This is a genomic window from Streptomyces sp. TAA204 (assembly GCF_000424965.1).
Map to the genome: position 1 here is coordinate 256,918 of NZ_AUKW01000004.1, position 19,883 is coordinate 276,800.

The window sequence follows — 19,883 nt, forward strand, 5'->3', positions numbered from 1 at the left end:
ACCATGGTCGCAGCCCTGAATACGTACGCCTCCGGCTCCTCGGCGAGTTCACGCTCAAGGCGTGGCGGTGCGGTGCACGCAACTGGGTCGCCGGCTGATCGCCAACGCTGCACAACAGCGGCAGCAAGGGACCGAGGGACTTCTCCGCGCCGTCAGCGGCCTGGTCGTGCACGAGGGCTTCTCCCCGTCGCGCCGTCCGGCCTCGGCGGACACGAGCCGGCGGTCTACGCTGGTCTCGCTGCCCTCGTGCTCAACCTCGCGGTCGCCGTGACCGTCACCGCGGCGCTGGACGGTATCGGCACACCCCGCAGTGCGGACACCACAGCGCCGACGTCCTGCCTGACCGTCAGGCATCGCCCCGAGGGGGGAGCGAGCAGTTCATGAAACGGACCAGACCCGGCGCCCACCCCACCGCAGCGCGGTCACGACCCCATGAGCCGCCTGCGCTGGCCGGGGCGGGCGCCCGCGCTGACCGTACGGACCGGGATCCCGCGTACGGGGAGTCCGGGGACGGTGACTCCGGGGACGGGGCTCAGCCCATGAGCGCCCCCGAGGACCTGGACCGCGAGGACCTGGACCGCGAGGCCGCTGTCGCACGGCTGTTCGATCTGCACTATGCGTCGATGCTCCGTCTGGCCACCCTGCTCGGCGCCGACGACCCGGAGAACATCGTGGCCGAAGCCTATTACCAGATATATCGCAAATGGCGCAAACTACGCGCCGCCGACTCCGCCGAGGCCTATCTGCGCTCGGTCGTCTGCAACCTGACCCGGATGCGGATACGGCACCTGCAGGCAGCACGCAAGCACGTCGAAGCCCCTGTCGACCCGGTGGCGTCCGCGGAGACCTCGGCGATCCTCCACGACGACCAGCAGGCGCTGGTCTCCGCGTTGCAGCGGCTCCCGTCACGGCAGCGCGAGGCGCTGGTTCTGCGCCACTGGCTCGGACTCAAGGAGGCGGAGATAGCACAGACCATGGGCATCTCCTCCGGTTCGGTCAAGACGCACACCGCCCGCGGAACAGCCGCCCTCACCCAGGCGCTGGAGGCGCGACGATGAGCAACCTCCCCCCGCCCCCCGTCCCTTGCACCGAGGAACAGCTCCAGGACGCGCTCGAAGCCTTCGCCGAGGGCGTACGGCCCGCACCCGGTGCCTACCGCGCGGCGCACGGCGACTGGCGGCGCAGAGAACGGCAACGCCGTCTCGTCCTCGCAGCGCTGATCACCGTGGTCTTCACCGTTGCCACCCGGATCGGACTGTGGGTGCTCAACCGGCCGCCAACGAGGCCCGGAGTGATCTTCGGCGACAGGCCGTCCACCGGCAAATCGCAGCCCGCCGACCGGACCGGCTCCCTTCCCCGGCGCTGACCCCGCGTCTCTCCGGCGCTGAGCCCACGTCCGAGCCCGGCCGGTGAACCGGCGGACGGCGCCCGGCCGGCAGCCGTACCGGCGGGGGCCGACGGGTGGCTGTGCGGGCGCGCGACCGGATCTGATGACGCACGCCGGGGCCTGCCGCCCGAAAACTCGCGGAAATCTCCTGTCAACCGAATCGGGCCCCTCGACAACTCTTGAGCAGACCGCCGGGCGGCCGGCCCGCGGCATCCGTGCCGGAGGTAAGGGGCACCAGTGGCAGACAGCGGATACGGACACACGCAGGGCGAGACCTCGGCCGAGGGCTTCGGCAAGGTGCGTGTGACCGTGATGGGCAGGTTCTGCCGCTGCCGCGGCACGGTCGCCGCCCGGACTCGGAACGCAGTGTCCCGGCATGCCGCCGAGCCGTACCGGGATGCGCCCGGCCGCCCGTTCCTGCGCCCGTCCTCCCCCGGTCGATTACGACCACGCTCCCACCGCCCCCGCCGTCCGCCTGCCAGGGGCACATCCCGTGCAGGCAGGCGGCTCCATCTCCCAGAACCCAGAGGGCATCCCGAATGAATGCAGTTCCGCTGATGTTGATCGGCCTTGCGATGTTCGCGGGCGGATACCTCCTTTACGCGAAGTTCCTGGGCAACCGGGTCTTCAAGCTCGACGCCTCCTTCAAGACGCCCGCGCACGAGCTGCGGGACGGAGTGGACTACGTCCCGACCAACAGGTTCGTGCTGTGGGGTCACCACTTCACCTCGGTCGCGGGCGCAGCGCCGATCGTCGGCCCGGCGATCGCCGTGATCTGGGGCTGGCTGCCCGCGTTCCTGTGGGTCACCCTCGGCACGGTCTTCTTCGCGGGCATGCACGACCTGGGCGCCCTGTGGGCCTCGGCGCGCAACAAGGGCCGCTCGATGGGCACGCTTTCCGGGCGCTACATAGGCCGCCGGGGCGCGAACCTGTTCCTCGTCGTGATCTTCCTGCTGCTGCTGATGGTGATCGCGGCCTTCGCGGTGGTCATCAAGGACCTGCTGATCTCCACCCCCACGGCGGTGATCCCCGCCTGGGGCGCGGTCGCGGTGGCGCTGCTGGTCGGCCAAGCGGTCTACCGCTACAGGATGAGCCTCGGCGTGGTCACCGTGGTCGGCGTCGCGGCGCTCTACGGTCTGATCCTCCTCGGCGACGCCGTCCCGGTGGAGCTGCCCGACCCGGTCCTGGGCATGTCCCCGGCGACCTTCTGGATCGTCGCCCTCTTCGTCTACGCGGGCATAGCCTCCCTGCTGCCGGTGTGGGTGCTGCTCCAGCCGCGTGACTACATCAACGGCGTCCAGCTCTTCGTCGGACTCGGCATCCTCTTCGTCGCGGTGCTGCTGAGCGCGCCGACGATCGTCGCCCCGGCCGTCAACGACGCCGTGCCCGCCGGCACACCGGACCTCGTGCCGCTGCTCTTCGTCACCGTCGCGTGCGGCGCGATCTCCGGCTTCCACGGCATGGTCTCCTCGGGCACCACCTCGAAGCAGCTGGACAAGGAGACCGACGCACGCTTCGTCGGCTACTTCGGCGCGGTCGGCGAGGGCATGCTCGCGCTCGGCGCGATCATCGCCGCCGTCGCGGGCTACCGCACCCTGGCCGACTGGAAGGCCGTCTACGGCGCCTTCGGCGAGGGCGGCGTCGGGGCCTTCGTCACGGGCGGCGGCGAGATCGTCAACAGCGGCCTGGGCCTCCCGGCCTCACTGAGCTCTACGATCCTGGCCACCATGGCGATCCTGTTCGCCGCCACCACCATGGACACCGGCGTGCGCCTGCTGCGCTTCGTCGTCCAGGAGGCCGGCGACGTCGCCAAGGTGAAGATCAACAATGGCGTCGGCACCCTCATCGCGCTCGCAGCCGGTATGGGACTCACCTTCAGCCAGGGCTCCGAGGGCGCCGGCGGCCTCCGTATCTGGCCGCTGTTCGGCACCAGCAACCAGCTGCTGGCCTCGCTGACCCTGTCCGTCGTCGCGGTCATGCTGATCCGCAAGCGGCGCAACCCGGCGCCTGCGCTGGTGCCGCTCGCGATCGTGTTCGTCATGGCGTTCTGGGCCGCGCTCGCACAACTCGGCGACCTCTACGACGCCCAGGACTGGCTGCTGCTGGCCATCGACGCCGTCATCATCGTCGCCGCAGTTTGGGTCGCCTTCGAGGCGGTCGTCGCGATGCGGCGGGCGTCCCAGGAGGCGCCGGAGGCCCCTGACGCCGATGTGACGGAGAAGGCCGAGGTCAAGGGGTGACATCCCGCTGGGCCTCGTTCCGTGCCGGGCTGGAGGAGTTCTACGCCGGTCCCTACCGGCGTACCTTCGCCCGCGCACGGCGCGAGGAGGACGACCTCTTCCGGATGGTCGTCCTCGCGGAAGCGCTGGGCGTGCCCGACCCGGCGGCGTACTACACCGCCGAGCTGATGCCCGCCCTCTACGAGGACTTCCACGCCTGGCACCGCCGGATGGGCATGGACCGCTCGCCACTGGAGCATGTCGCGTGCTGCTAGAACTCGCCGCCTCGCGCAGGGTCGTCTTCGTCGGCGGCAAGGGCGGGGTCGGCAAGACGTCCATCGCAGCGGCGCTCGCCCTCGGCCGTGCCGGGGCGGGCGCCCGCGTGCTGCTGGTCTCCACCGACCCGGCCCACAACCTCGGGCACCTCTGGGGCCGTCCCGTGGGCGACGAGCCCGTGCGCCTCGCCGGACCCGGAGACCTCGCCCCACGGGCGGGGACCGGGACGGCGGGTCACGTCGACGGGCTGGAGATCGATCCTGAGCGCACCGTCGAGCAGCACCTGTCCGCGGTCGCCGGGACGATGCGGCGGCTGCTCCCCGAACGGATGCACGCACCGGCCGCCCAGCACCTGGATCTGGCGCGGCAGGCGCCCGGCACCCACGAGTCGGCGGTGCTGGAGCGCATCGCCGAGGCGGTGGAGATCGGGGAGGAGTCGTACGACCTGGTCGTCTTCGACACCGCCCCGTCCGGCCACACGCTGCGGCTGCTCGCGCTGCCCGAGCAGCTCACCTCCTGGACCGAGACCCTGCTCGCCAACCGTGACCGGTCGGAACGGTTCGGCGCCGCGGTGCGCGGTCTCGGCGGCGGAGAGGAGACGGACCGCGACGCCGAACTGCGCCGGACCCTCGTACGCAGGCGCAACCGCTTCTCCCTGCTGCGCGAGGTGGTGACCGATCCGGCGCAGACCGGCTTCGTGGTCGTACTGACCGCCGAACTGCTCCCGATCGCCGAGACCATGGAGGTGTACGAGAAACTCACCGGCCTCGGCGTCGGCGTGACCGCCCTCGTCGCCAACCGACGTTCCCCGGCGGACGCCGGTGACCTGCTCGCGGGGCGCCGGAGGCAGGAGGACGAGCACCTCGTCCGGCTGCGGCAGCAGGTCCCGGACGTACCGCTGCTCGAAGTGCCGCTGCTGCCCGGGGATCTGGCGGGAACGGAGGCGCTCGCCGCGCTGGCCGACCGGCTCGGCCCTTCCTCTTCCTGAGTTCCGGAACGAACACCGGCTCAGCAACATTACTAACAGTAATGTTAGTAACATCGTTGTTAGTAACGCACCTTCTCCAGTTGTTGCGCGGTGGCCGAACCCCGTCCGCCTCCCCGCCGGGGAACACCCCCGACAAGTCAGGTTCCTGTGCGTCTCCTTCCCTCCGCCAAGGAACTCGGGCCAGGGATGGAGACCCGGTGTCGACGGGTCAGGTGGCTCGCTACACGTTGAAGCGGAACTCCACCACGTCGCCGTCGCGCATCACGTATTCCTTGCCCTCCATCCGGGCCTTGCCCTTGGAGCGGGCCTCGGCGACCGACCCGGCCGCGACCAGGTCGTCGAAGGAGATGACCTCCGCCTTGATGAAGCCGCGCTGGAAGTCCGTGTGGATGACCCCGGCGGCCTCGGGCGCGGTGGCGCCCCTCTTGATCGTCCAGGCCCGGGACTCCTTCGGGCCCGCCGTGAGGTACGTCTGCAGGCCGAGGGTGTCGAAGCCGACGCGGGCGAGGGTGGCCAGGCCCGGCTCGTGCTGACCGACGGTCTGCAGGAGTTCCATCGCCTCCTCCTCGTCCAGCTCGGCGAGGTCGGCCTCCAGCTTGGCGTTGAGGAAGACGGCCTCGGCCGGGGCGACCAGTGCGCGCTGGTCGGTCTTGAAGGATTCGTCGGTCAGCTCGTCCTCGTCGAGGTTGAAGACGTAGATGAAGGGCTTGGTCGTCAGCAGGTGCAGCTCGTGCAGCGGCGCGGCCTCCTCGGTGCCCTGGGCGAGGCCCGCCGAGAAGAGGGTGCGGCCCTGTTCGAGGATGTCCTTCGCCTCCTGCACGGCCTTGACCTGGGGCTGCTTGTCCTTCTTGACCCGGGCTTCCTTCTCCAGCCGCGGCAGCACCTTCTCGATGGTCTGCAGGTCGGCGAGGATCAGCTCGGTGTTGATCGTCTCGATGTCGTCCTTCGGGGAGATCCTGCCGTCGACGTGTACGACGTTGTCGTCGTCGAAGGCGCGGATGACCTGGCAGATGGCGTCCGACTCGCGGATGTTCGCCAGGAACTTGTTGCCCAGGCCCTCGCCCTCGCTGGCCCCGCGCACGATGCCCGCGATGTCGACGAAGTCGACGGTGGCGGGCAGGACCTTCTCCGAGCTGAAGATCCCGGCCAGCGTGGCCAGCCGGGGGTCGGGCACCCCGACCACACCGACGTTCGGCTCGATCGTGGCGAACGGATAGTTGGCCGCCAGCACCTCGTTCTTGGTCAGGGCGTTGAACAAGGTCGACTTGCCGACGTTCGGCAGGCCGACGATTCCGATCGTGAGCGACACGTGACGACTTCCCGTAGCGAGTATGAGGCGGTGGTCCGAGCCTGCGGCGGCTCCGGCCGGTGCGCCGGTGACATCGGCCGGCACGGGCCGCGGACAGCCCCGGCAGCCTGACCGGTCCACCAGTCTACGGCTCGAACTGACGGCCAATGCGTGTCCGTCCCGGGTGATCGGCAGTGAGGCGGCCTACGTTGGAGCCGTGGAACAGCAGCACAGCGCGCATTCGGGCCGGAAAGGCCCCGGTCAGGCGCAGGGGCAGGGGCAGGGTCAGCCACAGGGGCAAGGCCGGGGACGCGGTCCCCGGCGCCGGAAGGGGTCGAAACCGCGGGCCGCCGCGGCCGCGGCGGCGGCCCAGGGGCCGGCGGCGGCACCGCTCGCCGCTCCCGCACCCTCCCCTCGTGAGCCCCGGCGCAGACGCGAACCTGACGCGGTACGGCGGGAGACCGCGGCCCTCTACCACGCGCAGCTCCGGTTCCCGCTCATTCCCCCGCGGCTGACCGGCGCCCTCTCCTGGCTTCCGCGCGCCCGGCTCACCGCCCTGGGCACCGGACTTCTGGGCGTCCTGCTGATGGTGCTGGCCGGCGGGGCCGACAGGCTGCTGCTGGAGAGTTCGGCGACCGTCTACGGGGGCGCCTTCATCGTGGTCTGCGTGGTCTGTGCGGCCTGGGTGCGGCCCGCCGACCTCTTCACCGCTCCGGTCGCCGTACCGCTCGCCTTCACCGCCGGTCTCATCCTCATCAGCGGGGGCGCGGGCACCGAGGGCTTCACGGGCCGGCTGACGAGCCTCTTCCCCGCACTGGCCGTCAACGCGGTCTGGCTCTACGCGGGCACGCTGACCGCCACGCTCATCGTGCTCGTACGCAAGGTGGCGCTGGTCGTGCAGCGGTCGCGCGCCCGGGCGCTGGAGGAGGCGCTGGACGACGACGAGGCCGGGCTCGTCTGACTCCTGCGCCTCCCCGCGCCGGGGCCGCGCCGGGCGCGGCCCGGGCGGGTCTCCTCCCGGCCCGGCCGTCCCGCCGACGGTGTCCTGACCGTCAGCCCGTCTTGCGGGCCGCCTCCGCGCGCAGGTCACGCCGCAGCTCCTTGGGCAGGGAGAACTGCATGCGCTCCTCCACGGGCTGCACGATCTCCACGTCCTCCCAGCCGTGTGCGGCCAGCCAGTCCAGCACGCCGTCGACCAGGACGTCCGGGACGGAGGCGCCGGAGGAGAGGCCGACGGTGGTCACTCCTTCGAGCCAGGACTCCTCGATCTCGTCGGCGTTGTCGACGAGGCGGCCGTCCTTGGCTCCGTGGGCGATCGCGGTCTCCACCAGCCGTACGGAGTTGGAGGAGTTCTTGGAGCCCACGACGAGGACGAAGTCGGAGCCGGCTGCGACCTGCTTGATCGCTGTCTGCCGGTTCTGCGTGGCGTAGCAGATGTCGTCGCTGGGCGGGGAGAGCAGATTGGGGTAGCGGCCCTTGAGTGCGTCGACGGTCTCCATCGTCTCGTCGACCGAAAGGGTGGTCTGGGAGAGCCACACGACCTTCTCGGGGTCGCGGACCTCGACGTTGGAGACGTCCTGCGGACCGTCGACGAGGGTGATGTGCTCCGGTGCCTCGCCGCTGGTGCCGATGACCTCCTCGTGGCCCTCGTGGCCGATGAGGAGGATGTCGTAGTCCTCCTTGGCGTAGCGGACGGCTTCCTTGTGCACCTTCGTCACGAGCGGGCACGTGGCGTCGATGGTCGCCAGCCTGCCGCGCTCGGCCTCCTGGTGGACCTCGGGGGCGACACCGTGCGCGGAGAAGATCACGATCTCGCCCTCGGGCACCTCCTCCGTCTCTTCGACGAAGATCGCGCCCTTCTTCTCGAGGGACTTCACCACGTACTTGTTGTGCACGATCTCGTGACGTACGTAGATCGGGGCGCCGTACTGCTCCAGGGCCTGCTCGACGGCGATGACGGCGCGGTCCACACCCGCGCAGTAGCCACGGGGCGCGGCGAGGAGGACCCGGCGGCGTACGCCGGGGGTGTCGGCGGCGGACGGGCGGGAGGGCGTTGCAGACATGCGTCCATCGTAAGGGCGTACCGGCGGGCGTACGGGCGCCGCGTTGCGGGCGCCACTCTTTCCGGCACGATCCGGGCGGGCCGACCGGGCGGTTGTGGAGCGCGCAGCCACCGTGGGCCGCGCTGTCCGACGCGGCCATTAGTGTCGTCGTATGGCTCTCCACACCACTCCCGAGGCTCCCGTTCCGGTCGGTGAGATCTCCCGGCTGATCGGCGGATGGATCGACCGGCTGGGCGCGGTGTGGGTGGAGGGGCAGATCATCCAGCTCTCACCGCGGCCGGGGGCGGGCATGGCCTTCCTCACGCTGCGCGATCCCTCGCGCGACGTGTCGATCAGTGTGACGTGTTTCCGTGACGTCTTCGACCGGGTCAAGGACGTCGTCGGTGAGGGCGCTCGTGTCGTGGTGCACGCCAAGCCCGTCTGGTACGGCCGGGGAGGCACGCTGTCGCTGCGCGCCGCCGAGATCCGCCCCGTGGGCATCGGTGAACTGCTGGCGCGCCTGGAGCAGTTGAAGAAGACACTGGCGGCGGAGGGGCTGTTCGCGGCGGAGCGCAAGCGCGCGCTGCCCTTTCTGCCCCATCGCATCGGGCTGGTCACCGGGCGCGCGTCCGACGCGGAACGGGACGTGCTGCACACGGCCCGCGAGCGCTGGCCGGCCGTCCGCTTCGAGGTGCGGAACACGGCCGTGCAGGGGGTACGGGCCGTGCCGCAGGTCATCGAGGCGGTGCGGGAGCTGGACGAGCACTCCGGCGTGGACGTGATCATCGTGACGCGCGGCGGCGGCAGCATGGAGGATCTGCTGCCCTTCTCCGACGAGCGGCTGGTGCGTACGGTCGCGGAGTGCCGGACGCCCGTCGTCTCGGCCATCGGGCACGAGGCGGACACCCCGCTGCTGGACCTGGTCGCGGATCTGCGTTCGCGCACCCCGACGCACGCCGCCAAGGACACCGTGCCGGACGTGGGCGAGGAGCACGAGCGGGTGCGGGAGCTGCGGGCCCGCTCCTACCGGGTGATCAACGCGTTCCTGGACCGGGAGGAGCGCGGACTGACCGATGTGATGAGCCGTCCGGCGATGGCCGATCCGCACGCGATGCTCGTCGAGCGGGAGGAGGAGGCCGCTTTCCTGCTTCAGCGGGCGCGTCGCACGCTGAAACACCGGCTGGAGAGGGCTGAGGACGAACTGGCGCACACACGGGCCCGCGTCGTCGCGCTCTCACCGGCGGCCACCCTGCAGCGCGGCTACGCCGTGCTGCAGCGGGAGGACGGCACGGTCGTCAGGGCGGCCGGGGAGGCGTCCGAGGGGGACAAGCTGCGGGCCCGGGTCGCGGAGGGCGAGTTCGGCGTCACCGTGGGACCGCGGGCGTGAGGCCGGCACCGAACGCCGGCGTGCGCGTGAGGCGTCGCAGCCCGGCGGGCGCCGCGCGTACACGCTCTAGGCTGGCCGCATGACCTCTCGAGCGCAGACGGAGACGGCCGCACAGGCGGAGGCGGACTCGGCCGAGGAGCTCTCCGCACTCACCTATGAGCAGGCCCGGGGCGAACTGGTACGGGTCGTGCAGCAGTTGGAGGCCGGAGGCGCCACCTTGGAGGAGTCGCTGGCCCTGTGGGAGCGCGGTGAGGAGCTGGCGCGGATCTGCCGGGAGTGGCTGGAGGGGGCCCGGATGCGGCTCGACGCGGTACTGGAGGCCGAGGCCGAGGCGGAAGAGGAGGGGGAACCCGGGGACGTGGCCCCCGACGGGGAGACGGAGGACGACGGAGAAGCCCGGTGACCGCGGCGGGGGCGCGGCAGCCGTGACGGGGCGAGCGGAACGGCGGCCCTGACACCCGAGGACACCGAGGTCGGCACGGAGCATCAGGCCCGCTGGAGCGCCGGGCACCGTGGAGCGCGGAGGCGTGCCCCGATTACGGTGGACCGGCCCATCCGTAGGACCGCGTGCAAAGGCAAGGCTTCCCCACATGACACTCGCCCTCGACCCCGCCGCCCAGGACCTGCTCTTCCTGGAGGCGCACACCGCGTACACGTTCGCCGACGAGCCGGTGAGCGACGAGCAGATGCGTGCCGTGCACGAACTGGTGAAGTACGCCCCCACCGCCTTCAACCAGTCGCCGCTGCGGGTCACCCTGGTCCGCTCCCCCGAGGCGCGCGAACGCCTCGTGCAGCACATGTCCGAGGGCAACCGGCCCAAGACCGCTACGGCTCCGCTCACCGCGGTGCTCTCCGTCGACCTCGAATTCCACGAGCGGCTGCCGGAGTTGTTCCCGCAGTTCCCCGGTTTGAAGGACGTCCTCTTCGCCGAGGCCGCCACCCGTGAGACGCACGGCACCTTCAACGCCACGCTCCAGGCGGGCTACTTCCTTCTGGGGATTCGCGCCGCGGGACTCGCTGCCGGCCCCATGAGCGGCTTCGACAAGGACGGTGTGGACAAGGAGTTCTTCGGGGACGGCAGGCAGAAGTCGCTTCTCGTGGTCAACATCGGCCGTCCCGGCGAGGAGGCGTACAGGCCCCGCTCAGCCCGCCTCTCCTTCGAGGACGTCTTCACCACGCTCTGAGGGACGGCCGCACGCCGTCCGGGCCGGGAACCCACGCGCAGCCCGCGAAGGTCCGGGCGGGCACGGCCCGCAGCAGGAGGCGGGCGGGGAGGCGGCTCAGCGCCCGCCGCCGTCGCCCTTCCCGTCCGCGCTCAGCACGGAGGCCATCCGCTCCAGCTGCCAGAAGGACGCCGTGCCGGTCACGACCACGGTGGAGGCGTCCTTGCCGGGGAGCTCACTCACGAGGGCGTCGTACTTCTCGCCCTCGTACCGCGTCCATTCCCGGCCGCCCACACGCACGGTCTCGGCGGTCTCGCGTGCGCCTTGCGTGACGTCCTCGATGTACTTCGACGGGCGGGGCGCGTCGCTCTGCTCCACCGCCACGTACTGCGTGTCCGGGGTGATGAAGCCCAGGTGCCAGGCGGCACCGTCGGGGCCGTCGCCGTCGTACGTCACGGATGTGGCCCGCCAGTCGCGGGACAGCCCCTCCGGCGCGAGGACAGGATAGGGGGCCGCCCGGCGTGCGGAGTCCAGCTCCACCCGGTAGCTGACGCGCTTGACCGGGTCCACGTCCTCGTCGTGCGGCACGAAGAGGTACATCACGCCTGCGGCAAGCAGGACGACCGCCAGTGAGGGCACCATTCCGCGCACCGACCGGACGCCCTTGCGTCCGGTCTGCCCGGCCTGCTGCCCCTGGGTCTGCGCTGACTCGGCTTCTGCTGACACAGCTCCATCGTCCCCTACGCCGCCGACGGCCGGGACGACGGGTCGCTCCGGCCCGTACCGCACCGCCGTACAGCCCCGCCGTGCCGCCCGCCCGTGCCGCTGCCGTACCACCTCACCGGGCGCGCCCCACTGCCTCGCAGAAGCGCTCATCCGTGGGGCCCTCTGCTCACTCTGCGGGATGCTGGGTACTCTCGTAAGCACCCTCAGCAGCCCGGCCGGCGTCCGCAGCCGAGCAGAAAGGTGTGCCCCGATGACCGATCATCAGCACCTCCCCTCCCCGCTCGACGTCAGCCCCGAGGTCCCGGACCGCAACCTCGCCCTGGAACTCGTACGGGTCACCGAGGCGGGTGCGATGGCATCGGGCCGCTGGGTGGGCCGCGGCGACAAGAACGGCGCCGACGGTGCGGCCGTGAAGGCCATGCGCACCCTGGTCTCGACCGTCTCGATGAACGGCGTCGTCGTCATCGGCGAGGGCGAGAAGGACGAGGCGCCCATGCTCTACAACGGCGAGCGGGTCGGGGACGGGACGGGCGCGGAGTGCGACGTCGCCGTCGACCCCGTCGACGGCACCACGCTCACCGCCAAGGGCATGGCCAACGCGGTCTCGGTCCTGGCGGTGGCCGAGCGCGGCACCATGTTCGACCCGAGCGCCGTCTTCTACATGGACAAACTGGTCACCGGACCGGACGCGGCGGAGTTCGTGGACATCACGGCACCGCCGTCCGTCAACGTCCGCCGCATCGCCAAGGCGAAGGGCTGCTCACCGGACGACGTGACCGTCGTCGTCCTCGACCGGCCCCGCCACGAGAGCATCGTCAAGGAGGTGCGGGAGTCGGGAGCCCGCATCAAATTCATCACGGACGGCGATGTCGCGGGCGCGATCATGGCCGTGCGGGAGGGCACGGGGGTCGACCTTCTGCTCGGCGTGGGCGGCACCCCGGAGGGCATCATCGCGGCCTGCGCCATCAAGTGCCTGGGCGGGACGATCCAGGGCATGCTCTGGCCGAAGGACGACGAGGAGCGGCAGCGGGCCCTGGACGCCGGACACGACCTGGACCGGGTACTGCACACCGACGACCTCGTCAGCGGCGAGAACGTCTTCTTCGTCGCCACCGGCATCACCGACGGCGACCTGCTGCGCGGCGTGCACTACCGGGGCGAGAGGGCCTTCACCGAATCGCTGGTGATGCGCTCGAAGTCCGGCACGATCAGGATGATCGACTCCACGCACAAGCTGTCCAAGCTGCGCGCGTACAGCTCCGTCGACTTCGACAGGGCACGTTAGGGCCGCCGGGCGGCAGGCTCCCGCCGCGCTCTGTCCCGGCGGGAGCCTGCCCCGGGCGCACGGGCGCACGGGCGCGCGGGCGCACAGTGCGCGGCGCGCGGGGCCGAAGCCGGGGTGCCCGCTCACAGCCGGGCCCGGGCACCGGTTCGAGTGCGGGAAGGTCTGCCGGGCGCGTGCCGCGCCGAGGCCCGCGGGCAGCGGGCCCGCTCAGGCGATCGAATCCAGCTCAGGCGATGCGGGAGACCGGCCCGGCTTCGCCGGCGGCGCTCGCGCTCGCCGCCTCACGCCTGCGCCGGCGGGCGAGCACCACGCGCCGCTCGGCCGCGGTGAGCCCTCCCCACACGCCGTACGGCTCGGGCAGCACCAGCGCGTGCTCACGGCACTCGACCATCACGGGGCAGCGGGCGCAGACGCGCTTCGCGGCCTGCTCGCGCGAAAGCCGCGCCGCCGTGGGCTCCTTCGAGGGTGCGAAGAAGAGGCCGGCCTCGTCCCGGCGGCAGACCGCCTCCGAGTGCCAGGGACCCGCTTCGTCCCCGCGCGCGGACGCACTCTGAAGGGGCACGGCGGCGGCCTCCTGAAGGGACTGATGCGGCGGTTGCAGCACGGTCTACTCCTGACGAGACGACGGTGGGGTCACCAACACCGGATTCGCTGCGCACGGCAGTTCGCGCTGCGGCCGTACGAGAAGTCGATGCCCAGGCTCTACCCGCTGTACGCACCGGTATGCATACCGTAGGAATGCTCCGCGTCTCATCACCGGGACGTGCCCCGCGGCGGCACCGTCCCGGCGGAGGATTCCGGGAAGTCTCCCGGCTCTTCTCAGATTTCCCTGCGCAAACGGTCACGCAGATCGCGAAGCAGCTTCCCGCGCTTCGGCTTCGCGTCGACCCCGCCGAAGACCGCGGCACCCTGGATCAGCACCACCGGCGCGTGCGGATCGTCGGCCTCCGAGGTACGCACGTCGAAGCCGCCGAAGATCCCCGCGCCCTTCTGCCGCAGTGTGACGTTCTCCGGGACGCGGATGTCGATGCCGCCGAAGACCGCAGTCGCGTTGATCACCAGATGCTGCTGCTCGAAGACGGCTTCGGTCAGATCGATCTCGATGCCCCCGAAGCAGGCCACGGCGTTGATCTTGCCGGGTGCCCGGTAGCGGCCCTTGCGGACAGCTCCGCTGAAGACGGCGACCAGATTGTCCTTCGTGCCCGTACCGGCGGAGTCCGCCCGGGGAGCGGGCGCGGGTGCCGCCACCGTGTGCACGGCCGCACGCCCCCTGGGCAAGTCGCTGACCAGGGGCTCCAGTTCGCCGAGCGTCTTGGCCGCGTACACGCCGTCGATGCGCTCCGCGTGCTCGGCGGCGTCGAGCCTGCCCTCCGCCAGGGCTTCGCGGAGGATGTCCGCGACCCGGTCGCGGTCGGCGTCCGAAGCGCGCACGGAAACCCCGTCCGCCACCGTGTTCTCGGCCTCGGGTCTGGTCGCGGGCTTCTTTTCCAGCGGAGAATCAGTCACGGCAGCAGCCTACCCAAACGCGATAGATCGCGACTAGGGCGCGGTCGCATCAAGTCGGCGCCGACAAGGCGCCGCTGCCGCCGGGCCCGACCTCACCGACACGGGTGCGTCCAGGCGCTCTACGCTGAATGGCGCGCTCGACCCCGGCTCCGCCGGGAGGTGCCCCAGCCGAGAGCCGTACGAGAGGAAGAGGCCACCGATGGCTGCCAGCCCCCGCCCGTCCCAACCGGACTTCGTCTACACGGATCTGCTCCCGCTGGGCGAGGACCCCACTCCGTACCGCCTCGTGACCGCCGGGGGTGTGCGCACCTTCGAGGCCGGCGGGCGGACCTTCCTCCAGGTGGAACCCGAAGCGCTGCGGAAGCTCGCCGCCGAGGCGATGCACGACATCTCGCACTACCTGCGGCCCGGACACCTCGCTCAGCTGCGCCGCATCCTGGACGACCCGGAGGCCAGCGCCAACGACCGTTTCGTCGCGCTCGACCTGCTGAAGAACGCCAACATCTCCGCCGCCGGTGTCCTGCCCATGTGCCAGGACACCGGCACCGCCATCGTGATGGGCAAGCGCGGCCAGCAGGTGCTCACCGAGGGCGGTGACGAGGAGGCACTCTCCCGCGGCATCCACGACGCCTACACGCAGCTCAACCTGCGCTACTCGCAGATGGCGCCGCTGACCATGTGGGACGAGAAGAACACCGGCTCCAACCTGCCCGCGCAGATCGAGCTGTACGCGACCGACGGAGACGCGTACAAGTTCCTCTTCATGGCCAAGGGCGGCGGCAGCGCCAACAAGTCCTTCCTCTTCCAGGAGACGAAGGCCGTGCTCAACGAGGCGAGCATGATGAAGTTCCTGGAGGAGAAGATCCGTTCGCTGGGTACGGCGGCCTGCCCGCCGTACCATCTCGCCGTCGTCGTGGGCGGTACGAGCGCCGAGTACGCCCTGAAGACCGCGAAGTACGCCTCGGCCCACTACCTCGACGAGCTCCCCGCCGAGGGTTCCCCCGCCGGGCACGGCTTCCGTGACAAGGAGCTGGAGGAGCAGGTCTTCGAACTCACCCAGAAGATCGGCATCGGCGCGCAGTTCGGCGGCAAGTACTTCTGCCACGACGTGCGGGTGGTCCGGCTGCCCCGGCACGGCGCGTCCTGCCCCGTGGCCATCGCCGTCTCCTGCTCCGCCGACCGCCAGGCCAGGGCGAAGATCACCGCGGAGGGCGTCTTCCTGGAACAGCTGGAGAGGGACCCCGCGCGCTTCCTGCCGGAGACGACGGACGAGGAGCTGACCGAGGGCGCGGGCCTGTCCCCGTCCGGCGGCGGCTCCGGGACGGGCGACGACGCCGTGCGCATCGACCTCGCCCGCCCCATGGAGGAGATCCGCGCCGAGCTGTCCCGGCACCCGGTCAAGACACGGCTGTCGCTGACCGGCACGCTCGTGGTGGCCCGCGACATCGCCCACGCCAAGATCAAGGAACGGCTGGACGCGGGCGAGGACATGCCGCAGTACCTCAAGGACCACCCCGTCTACTACGCGGGACCGGCCAAGACCCCCGAGGGCTACCCCTCCGGCTCCTTCGGCCCGACGACGGCCGGCCGCATGGACGCCTACGTCGCGCAGTTCCAGGCGGCGGGCGGTTCGATGGTCATGCTCGCCAAGGGCAACCGCAGCCCGCAGGTCACCGAGGCGTGCGCCACCCACGGCGGCTTCTACCTCGGCTCGATCGGCGGCCCCGCCGCCCGCCTCGCCCAGGACTGCATCAGGAAGGTGGAGGTGCTGGAGTACGAGGAGCTGGGCATGGAGGCCGTCTGGCGGATCGAGGTGGAGGACTTCCCCGCGTTCATCGTGGTGGACGACAAGGGCAACGACTTCTTCACCGACCCCGGCCCGGCGCAGCCCTTCGTGACCTCGATCCCGGTGCGCGGCGCGTAGGTCCTCCCGGCCGGGTCCGGAGCGCTCACGGGCCGCTCCCGTCTTGCTCGCGGATTCCTCGGGGCGTGCACGCGGTGCTCGTGCGGCGTACGTGCACGCGACTCCGCACTGCGCGCCGCGTCAGCGGGTACCGGGACGACCCGGGGAATGTCCACGTCCCCCGGGAACGCTGCCCGTACGGGAGGTAGACGCATGAACGGCGAACCGGACCACACGGAGTACCGCACCGAACGCGACTCGATGGGCGAGGTCCAGGTGCCCGCGGGCGCCAAGTGGCGGGCCCAGACGCAGCGCGCGATGTGGAACTTCCCCATCAGCGGACAGCGCCTGGAGAGCGCCCACATCCAGGCGCTGGCCCGCATCAAGGCGGCGGCGGCCGAGGTCAATGGCGAGCTGGGCGTCCTGGACCCGGAGTTGGCGGAGGCTGTGCGGGCTGCCGCCGAGGAGGTCGTCGCCGGGCGCTGGGACCAGGAGTTCCCCGTCGACGTCTTCCAGACCGGTTCCGGCACCTCCTCCAACATGAACATGAACGAGGTCGTCGCGACCCTCGCGAGCGAACGCCTGGGCGCGCCCGTGCACGCCAACGACCACGTCAACGCGAGCCAGTCCTCCAACGACGTCTTCCCATCCTCCATCCACATCGCCGCGACGGCAGCGATCACCGCCGATCTCGTCCCGGCGCTGGAGCACCTGGCGGAGTCGCTCTCGCGCAAGTCGGGGGAGTTCGCCGACGTCGTCAAGTCCGGCCGCACCCATCTGATGGACGCGACGCCCGTCACCCTGGGCCAGGAGTTCGCCGGCTACGCCGCCCAGGTCAGGCACGGCGTCGAACGGCTGCACTCGGCACTGCCCCGGCTCGCCGAACTCCCCCTCGGCGGTACGGCCGTGGGCACGGGCATCAACACCCCGCCCGGCTTCCCCGCCGCCGTCATCGAACGGGTGGCCGCCTCCAGCGGGCTGCCGCTGACCGAGGCCCGCGACCACTTCGAGGCGCAGGGCGCGCGGGACGCGCTGGTGGAGACCTCGGGCCAGCTCCGTACGATCGGCGTGAGCCTCACCAAGATCACCAATGATCTGCGCTGGATGGCGTCGGGCCCCCGCACGGGGCTCGCCGAGATCAGGCTCCCCGACCTCCAGCCCGGCTCCTCGATCATGCCGGGCAAGGTCAACCCGGTGATCCCGGAGGCCGTGCTGATGGTCGCCGCGCAGGTCACGGGCAACGACGCGACGATCGCGGCGGCGGGCGCGGCCGGCAATTTCGAGCTGAACGTGATGCTTCCCGTCATCGCCAAGAACCTGCTGGAGTCGGTGCGGCTGCTGGCCAACGTCTCCCGGCTGCTGGCCGACCGTACGGTCGACGGCATCGAGGCGGACGTGGAGCGGGCCCGGGAGTACGCGGAGTCCTCACCTTCGGTGGTCACACCGCTCAACAAGTACATCGGGTACGAGAACGCGGCTGCCGTCGCCAAGAAGGCCCTCGCGGAGAGGATGACGATCCGTGAGGCCGTCCTGGAGGCCGGTCACGTGGACCGCGGCGCCCTGACCCTGGAGCAGCTCGACGAGGCGCTCGACGTCCTGCGCATGACGCGCCCCTCGTGAGGTTCCCCGCGCGCGCCGACCCGCGGGACCGCCGGTGAGAGCGGGGCAGGTGTGACGCGCCTCGGGCGGGCCCCGCGCCCCGGGGTGGGAAGGCTCACCCGGCGGGAGTGACCCGTTGGGGTTCAGCTCACGGCGGTGACTGCCTGTCGCAACTAAGATCTGCACATGACACCGGAGACGGCAAGGACGGCGGGCGAAGCCGGCACGGACCCCGGGGCCGGCGAGACGGAGGCCGGCACGGACGGTGACGGCGGCAGCCACGGCCGCTGGGCCCCGGGCACCGGCATCCTGTGGCGCTACCGGGCCAACGGCGCCGCTCACCCCCACATCTGCCGCCCCGTCACCGTGGTCCGCGACACCCCCGACCTCCTCGCCGCATGGGTGGCCCCCGGCACCGTCTGCGTCAAGCCCGAGATGGCGGACGGCACGCCCGTCCACCACGAGCCGCTGGAGACCCGCTACACGAAACCCCGCAGGACGGTGCTCTCGCACTGGTTCGGCACCGGTGTGCTGAAGCTGGCCCGCCCCGGCGAGCCCTGGTCCGTGTGGCTGTTCTGGGAGCGGGAGGGGGAGTTCAAGAACTGGTACGTCAACCTGGAGGAGCCGCTGCGCCGCTGGCCCGGCGGTGTCGACTCCGAGGACCACTTCCTCGACATCTCCGTCTACCCGGACCGCAGTTGGGAGTGGCGCGACGAGGACGAGTTCGCCGCCGCGCAGCACGCCGGACTCATGGACGAGGAGCTGGCCTCGCGCGTACGGGCCGCCGGGACCGCTGTCGTGGAGCAGATCCGCGCCTGGGCCGCGCCCTTCCGGGACGGCTGGGAAAACTGGCGCCCCGACCCGCGCTGGCGGGTGCCGCGGCTGCCGCACGACTGGGACGGCCGGCCGGGTCCGGTCCCGCCCTCGGAGGACGGCGTCACCTGCGCGGCCGGCGGGGGCGGCTCGGCCTCCACGGCGCGGGCGGGCTCGGGACGGGCGGACTCGGGACGGACGGGCGCTGCGCATGCCGACTCGGGACCTCCGCGCGGCGGCGAACGTCCGTGAACCGGACCACAGGACTGCCGGGTGTCCGCAATCCGGTGCACCGCCGCCCGCGGCCGGCCGGATGTGCGCCATGGGCGCCTCCCCGCGCACATACGGGAACAGCAGCGCCCGGTCACCGCATCCGCCGGGACCGTCTTGTTCCGCACTGGCCGGGATGTACCGGAAGCGTCCGGAGACACGCGCCCGGTTCGACCTCCCGTTCCCCCTTGCTGCGCCCCCATACTGCAAACGTAGGATCAACCTCCGTAGGCCGACTGCTGCGACAACTCCCCTCGCCCCTCGGGGATTTGGCACATGGCCAGAGAGGAGACCGACCGTGAGCAGCATGGACGGGAACGGCGGGGATCCCCCCGGGCCACGGGCTGACGGGGCGTACCGGGACTTCGACTGGAACGGGATCGACCGGTCCGGCCAGGCGGAGGCGTTCGACGCGATCGGCGACCGCTACGACGAGGCCTTCCCGCACAAGGAGGGCCAGGTCTCCCTGGGCGCGTGGCTCGCCGAGCAGCTTCCCCCCGGGTCCCACGTCCTGGACCTGGGATGCGGCACGGGACTGCCGACCGCGCGTCAACTGGTCGAGGCGGGCCACCGGGTGACCGGTATCGACCTCTCGCCCGGCATGATCAAGCTGGCCAGGGAGAATGTTCCGGAGGGCGACTTCCGCCGGATGGACATCTCCGATGTGGAGAAGCACAGTCTGGGGCCCTTCGACGGGGTCGCCGCGTTCTTCTCACTGCTGATGCTGCCCCGCGTCGAGATTCCGTACGCGCTGCGCATGCTGCACCAACAACTGCGGGAGGGTGCTCCGATGGCCCTGTCGATGGTGGAAGCGGATGTGGATGACTTCACGTTGCCGTTCTTGGGGAACACGATCCGGGTATCCGGCTACCTACGGGACGACTTGCGCCGGGTCGTGCAGGACGGGGGTTTCGAGATCGCCGGGGAGGATGCCTATGCCTACGCTCCGGCGAGTACGGACGTACCGCCCGAGATCCAGCTCTTCCTGCAGTGCCGACGACGCCCGTAGCAGCAGAGCAGTGAGCGCTACG

General features: G+C 71.1%; 18 protein-coding genes and 1 pseudogene. 14 read left to right on the forward strand and 5 right to left on the reverse strand.

All coding sequences use genetic code 11. From position 1 onward, the window contains the following. Positions 1–539 precede the first annotated feature (539 nt). The 5 genes from H343_RS0109440 to H343_RS0109460 all read left to right on the forward strand — a co-directional run bounded on the left by H343_RS0109440 (position 540) and on the right by H343_RS0109460 (position 4,870). Positions 540–1,058, forward strand: coding sequence for a sigma-70 family RNA polymerase sigma factor (locus tag H343_RS0109440; RefSeq protein WP_028430925.1), 519 nt, complete (start codon positions 540–542; stop codon positions 1,056–1,058). Further along, positions 1,055–1,366: a hypothetical protein gene (locus H343_RS29830; protein WP_037903116.1), complete on the forward strand. Its 312-nt coding sequence runs from the start codon at positions 1,055–1,057 to the stop codon at positions 1,364–1,366. The genes H343_RS0109440 and H343_RS29830 overlap by 4 nt, the downstream gene beginning before the upstream one ends. 560 nt (positions 1,367–1,926) lie before the next feature. Next, positions 1,927–3,627 carry a carbon starvation CstA family protein gene (locus tag H343_RS0109450; protein ID WP_028430926.1) on the forward strand — a complete coding sequence of 567 codons (1,701 nt, stop codon included), beginning with the start codon at positions 1,927–1,929 and terminating at the stop codon, positions 3,625–3,627. After that, positions 3,624–3,881, forward strand: a complete 258-nt coding sequence (locus H343_RS0109455) for a cory-CC-star protein (protein WP_028430927.1) — start codon at positions 3,624–3,626, stop codon at positions 3,879–3,881. The genes H343_RS0109450 and H343_RS0109455 overlap by 4 nt, the downstream gene beginning before the upstream one ends. Then, positions 3,872–4,870 (forward strand): ArsA family ATPase, encoded by a 999-nt coding sequence (locus tag H343_RS0109460; RefSeq protein WP_028430928.1) that lies wholly within the window; start codon positions 3,872–3,874, stop codon positions 4,868–4,870. Before H343_RS0109455 ends, H343_RS0109460 begins: the two co-directional genes overlap by 10 nt. Positions 4,871–5,090: 220 nt before the next feature. On the opposite strand, the gene ychF is transcribed toward H343_RS0109460, so the two are convergent. Then, on the reverse strand, positions 5,091–6,179 hold the full coding sequence (gene ychF / locus H343_RS0109465) for a redox-regulated ATPase YchF (protein ID WP_028430929.1): 1,089 nt from the start codon (positions 6,177–6,179) through the stop codon (positions 5,091–5,093). 196 nt (positions 6,180–6,375) lie between these two features. Here ychF and H343_RS29835 point away from each other — a divergent pair, with 196 nt between their 5' ends. Beyond that, positions 6,376–7,119, forward strand: a complete 744-nt coding sequence (locus tag H343_RS29835) for a DUF6542 domain-containing protein (RefSeq protein ID WP_051264872.1) — start codon at positions 6,376–6,378, stop codon at positions 7,117–7,119. Positions 7,120–7,210: 91 nt separating this feature from the next. Here the strand turns inward: H343_RS29835 and H343_RS0109475 are convergent, their stop codons facing one another. Further along, a complete protein-coding gene (locus H343_RS0109475) occupies positions 7,211–8,221 on the reverse strand; it encodes a 4-hydroxy-3-methylbut-2-enyl diphosphate reductase (RefSeq protein ID WP_028430930.1) in 1,011 nt (336 codons plus the stop codon). 151 nt (positions 8,222–8,372) lie between these two features. Between H343_RS0109475 and xseA the strand changes: the two genes are divergently transcribed. From xseA to H343_RS0109490, 3 genes are all read left to right on the forward strand, one after another. Further along, positions 8,373–9,587 (forward strand): exodeoxyribonuclease VII large subunit, encoded by a 1,215-nt coding sequence (gene xseA, locus H343_RS0109480; RefSeq protein WP_028430931.1) that lies wholly within the window; start codon positions 8,373–8,375, stop codon positions 9,585–9,587. 79 nt (positions 9,588–9,666) lie between these two features. Next, the gene (locus H343_RS29840; protein ID WP_051264874.1) at positions 9,667–9,990 is read left to right on the forward strand and encodes an exodeoxyribonuclease VII small subunit; all 324 of its coding nucleotides are present in this window, start codon (positions 9,667–9,669) and stop codon (positions 9,988–9,990) included. 187 nt (positions 9,991–10,177) lie between these two features. Further along, the gene (locus H343_RS0109490) at positions 10,178–10,771 is read left to right on the forward strand and encodes a malonic semialdehyde reductase (protein WP_028430932.1); all 594 of its coding nucleotides are present in this window, start codon (positions 10,178–10,180) and stop codon (positions 10,769–10,771) included. Between the two features lie 96 nt (positions 10,772–10,867). Here the strand turns inward: H343_RS0109490 and H343_RS29845 are convergent, their stop codons facing one another. Further along, positions 10,868–11,476, reverse strand: coding sequence for a DUF4245 domain-containing protein (locus H343_RS29845; protein ID WP_486586838.1), 609 nt, complete (start codon positions 11,474–11,476; stop codon positions 10,868–10,870). A gap of 250 nt (positions 11,477–11,726) precedes the next feature. On the opposite strand from H343_RS29845, the gene glpX reads away from it, so the two are divergent. Then, on the forward strand, positions 11,727–12,761 hold the full coding sequence (gene glpX / locus H343_RS0109500) for a class II fructose-bisphosphatase (RefSeq protein ID WP_028430933.1): 1,035 nt from the start codon (positions 11,727–11,729) through the stop codon (positions 12,759–12,761). Between the two features lie 226 nt (positions 12,762–12,987). Here the strand turns inward: glpX and H343_RS0109505 are convergent, their stop codons facing one another. Together H343_RS0109505 and H343_RS0109510 are read right to left on the reverse strand one after the other, a co-directional pair. After that, positions 12,988–13,365 (reverse strand): WhiB family transcriptional regulator, encoded by a 378-nt coding sequence (locus H343_RS0109505; RefSeq protein WP_028430934.1) that lies wholly within the window; start codon positions 13,363–13,365, stop codon positions 12,988–12,990. Positions 13,366–13,580: 215 nt separating this feature from the next. Continuing rightward, the gene (locus tag H343_RS0109510; protein WP_028430935.1) at positions 13,581–14,267 is read right to left on the reverse strand and encodes a DUF1707 and DUF2154 domain-containing protein; all 687 of its coding nucleotides are present in this window, start codon (positions 14,265–14,267) and stop codon (positions 13,581–13,583) included. 199 nt (positions 14,268–14,466) lie between these two features. Here H343_RS0109510 and H343_RS0109515 point away from each other — a divergent pair, with 199 nt between their 5' ends. The 4 genes and pseudogenes from H343_RS0109515 (at position 14,467) to H343_RS0109530 (ending at position 19,861) form a co-directional block, all read left to right on the forward strand. Continuing rightward, on the forward strand, positions 14,467–16,191 hold the full coding sequence (locus tag H343_RS0109515) for a fumarate hydratase (RefSeq protein ID WP_028430936.1): 1,725 nt from the start codon (positions 14,467–14,469) through the stop codon (positions 16,189–16,191). A 192-nt stretch (positions 16,192–16,383) separates the two neighbouring features. Next, positions 16,384–17,790, forward strand: a complete 1,407-nt coding sequence (locus tag H343_RS0109520) for a class II fumarate hydratase (protein WP_028430937.1) — start codon at positions 16,384–16,386, stop codon at positions 17,788–17,790. 165 nt (positions 17,791–17,955) lie between these two features. Then, positions 17,956–18,690, forward strand: a pseudogene (gene fomD, locus H343_RS29850) (cytidylyl-2-hydroxypropylphosphonate hydrolase); the annotation flags it as partial. A 469-nt stretch (positions 18,691–19,159) separates the two neighbouring features. Further along, positions 19,160–19,861: a class I SAM-dependent methyltransferase gene (locus H343_RS0109530; RefSeq protein WP_051264970.1), complete on the forward strand. Its 702-nt coding sequence runs from the start codon at positions 19,160–19,162 to the stop codon at positions 19,859–19,861. Positions 19,862–19,883: the final 22 nt, after the last annotated feature.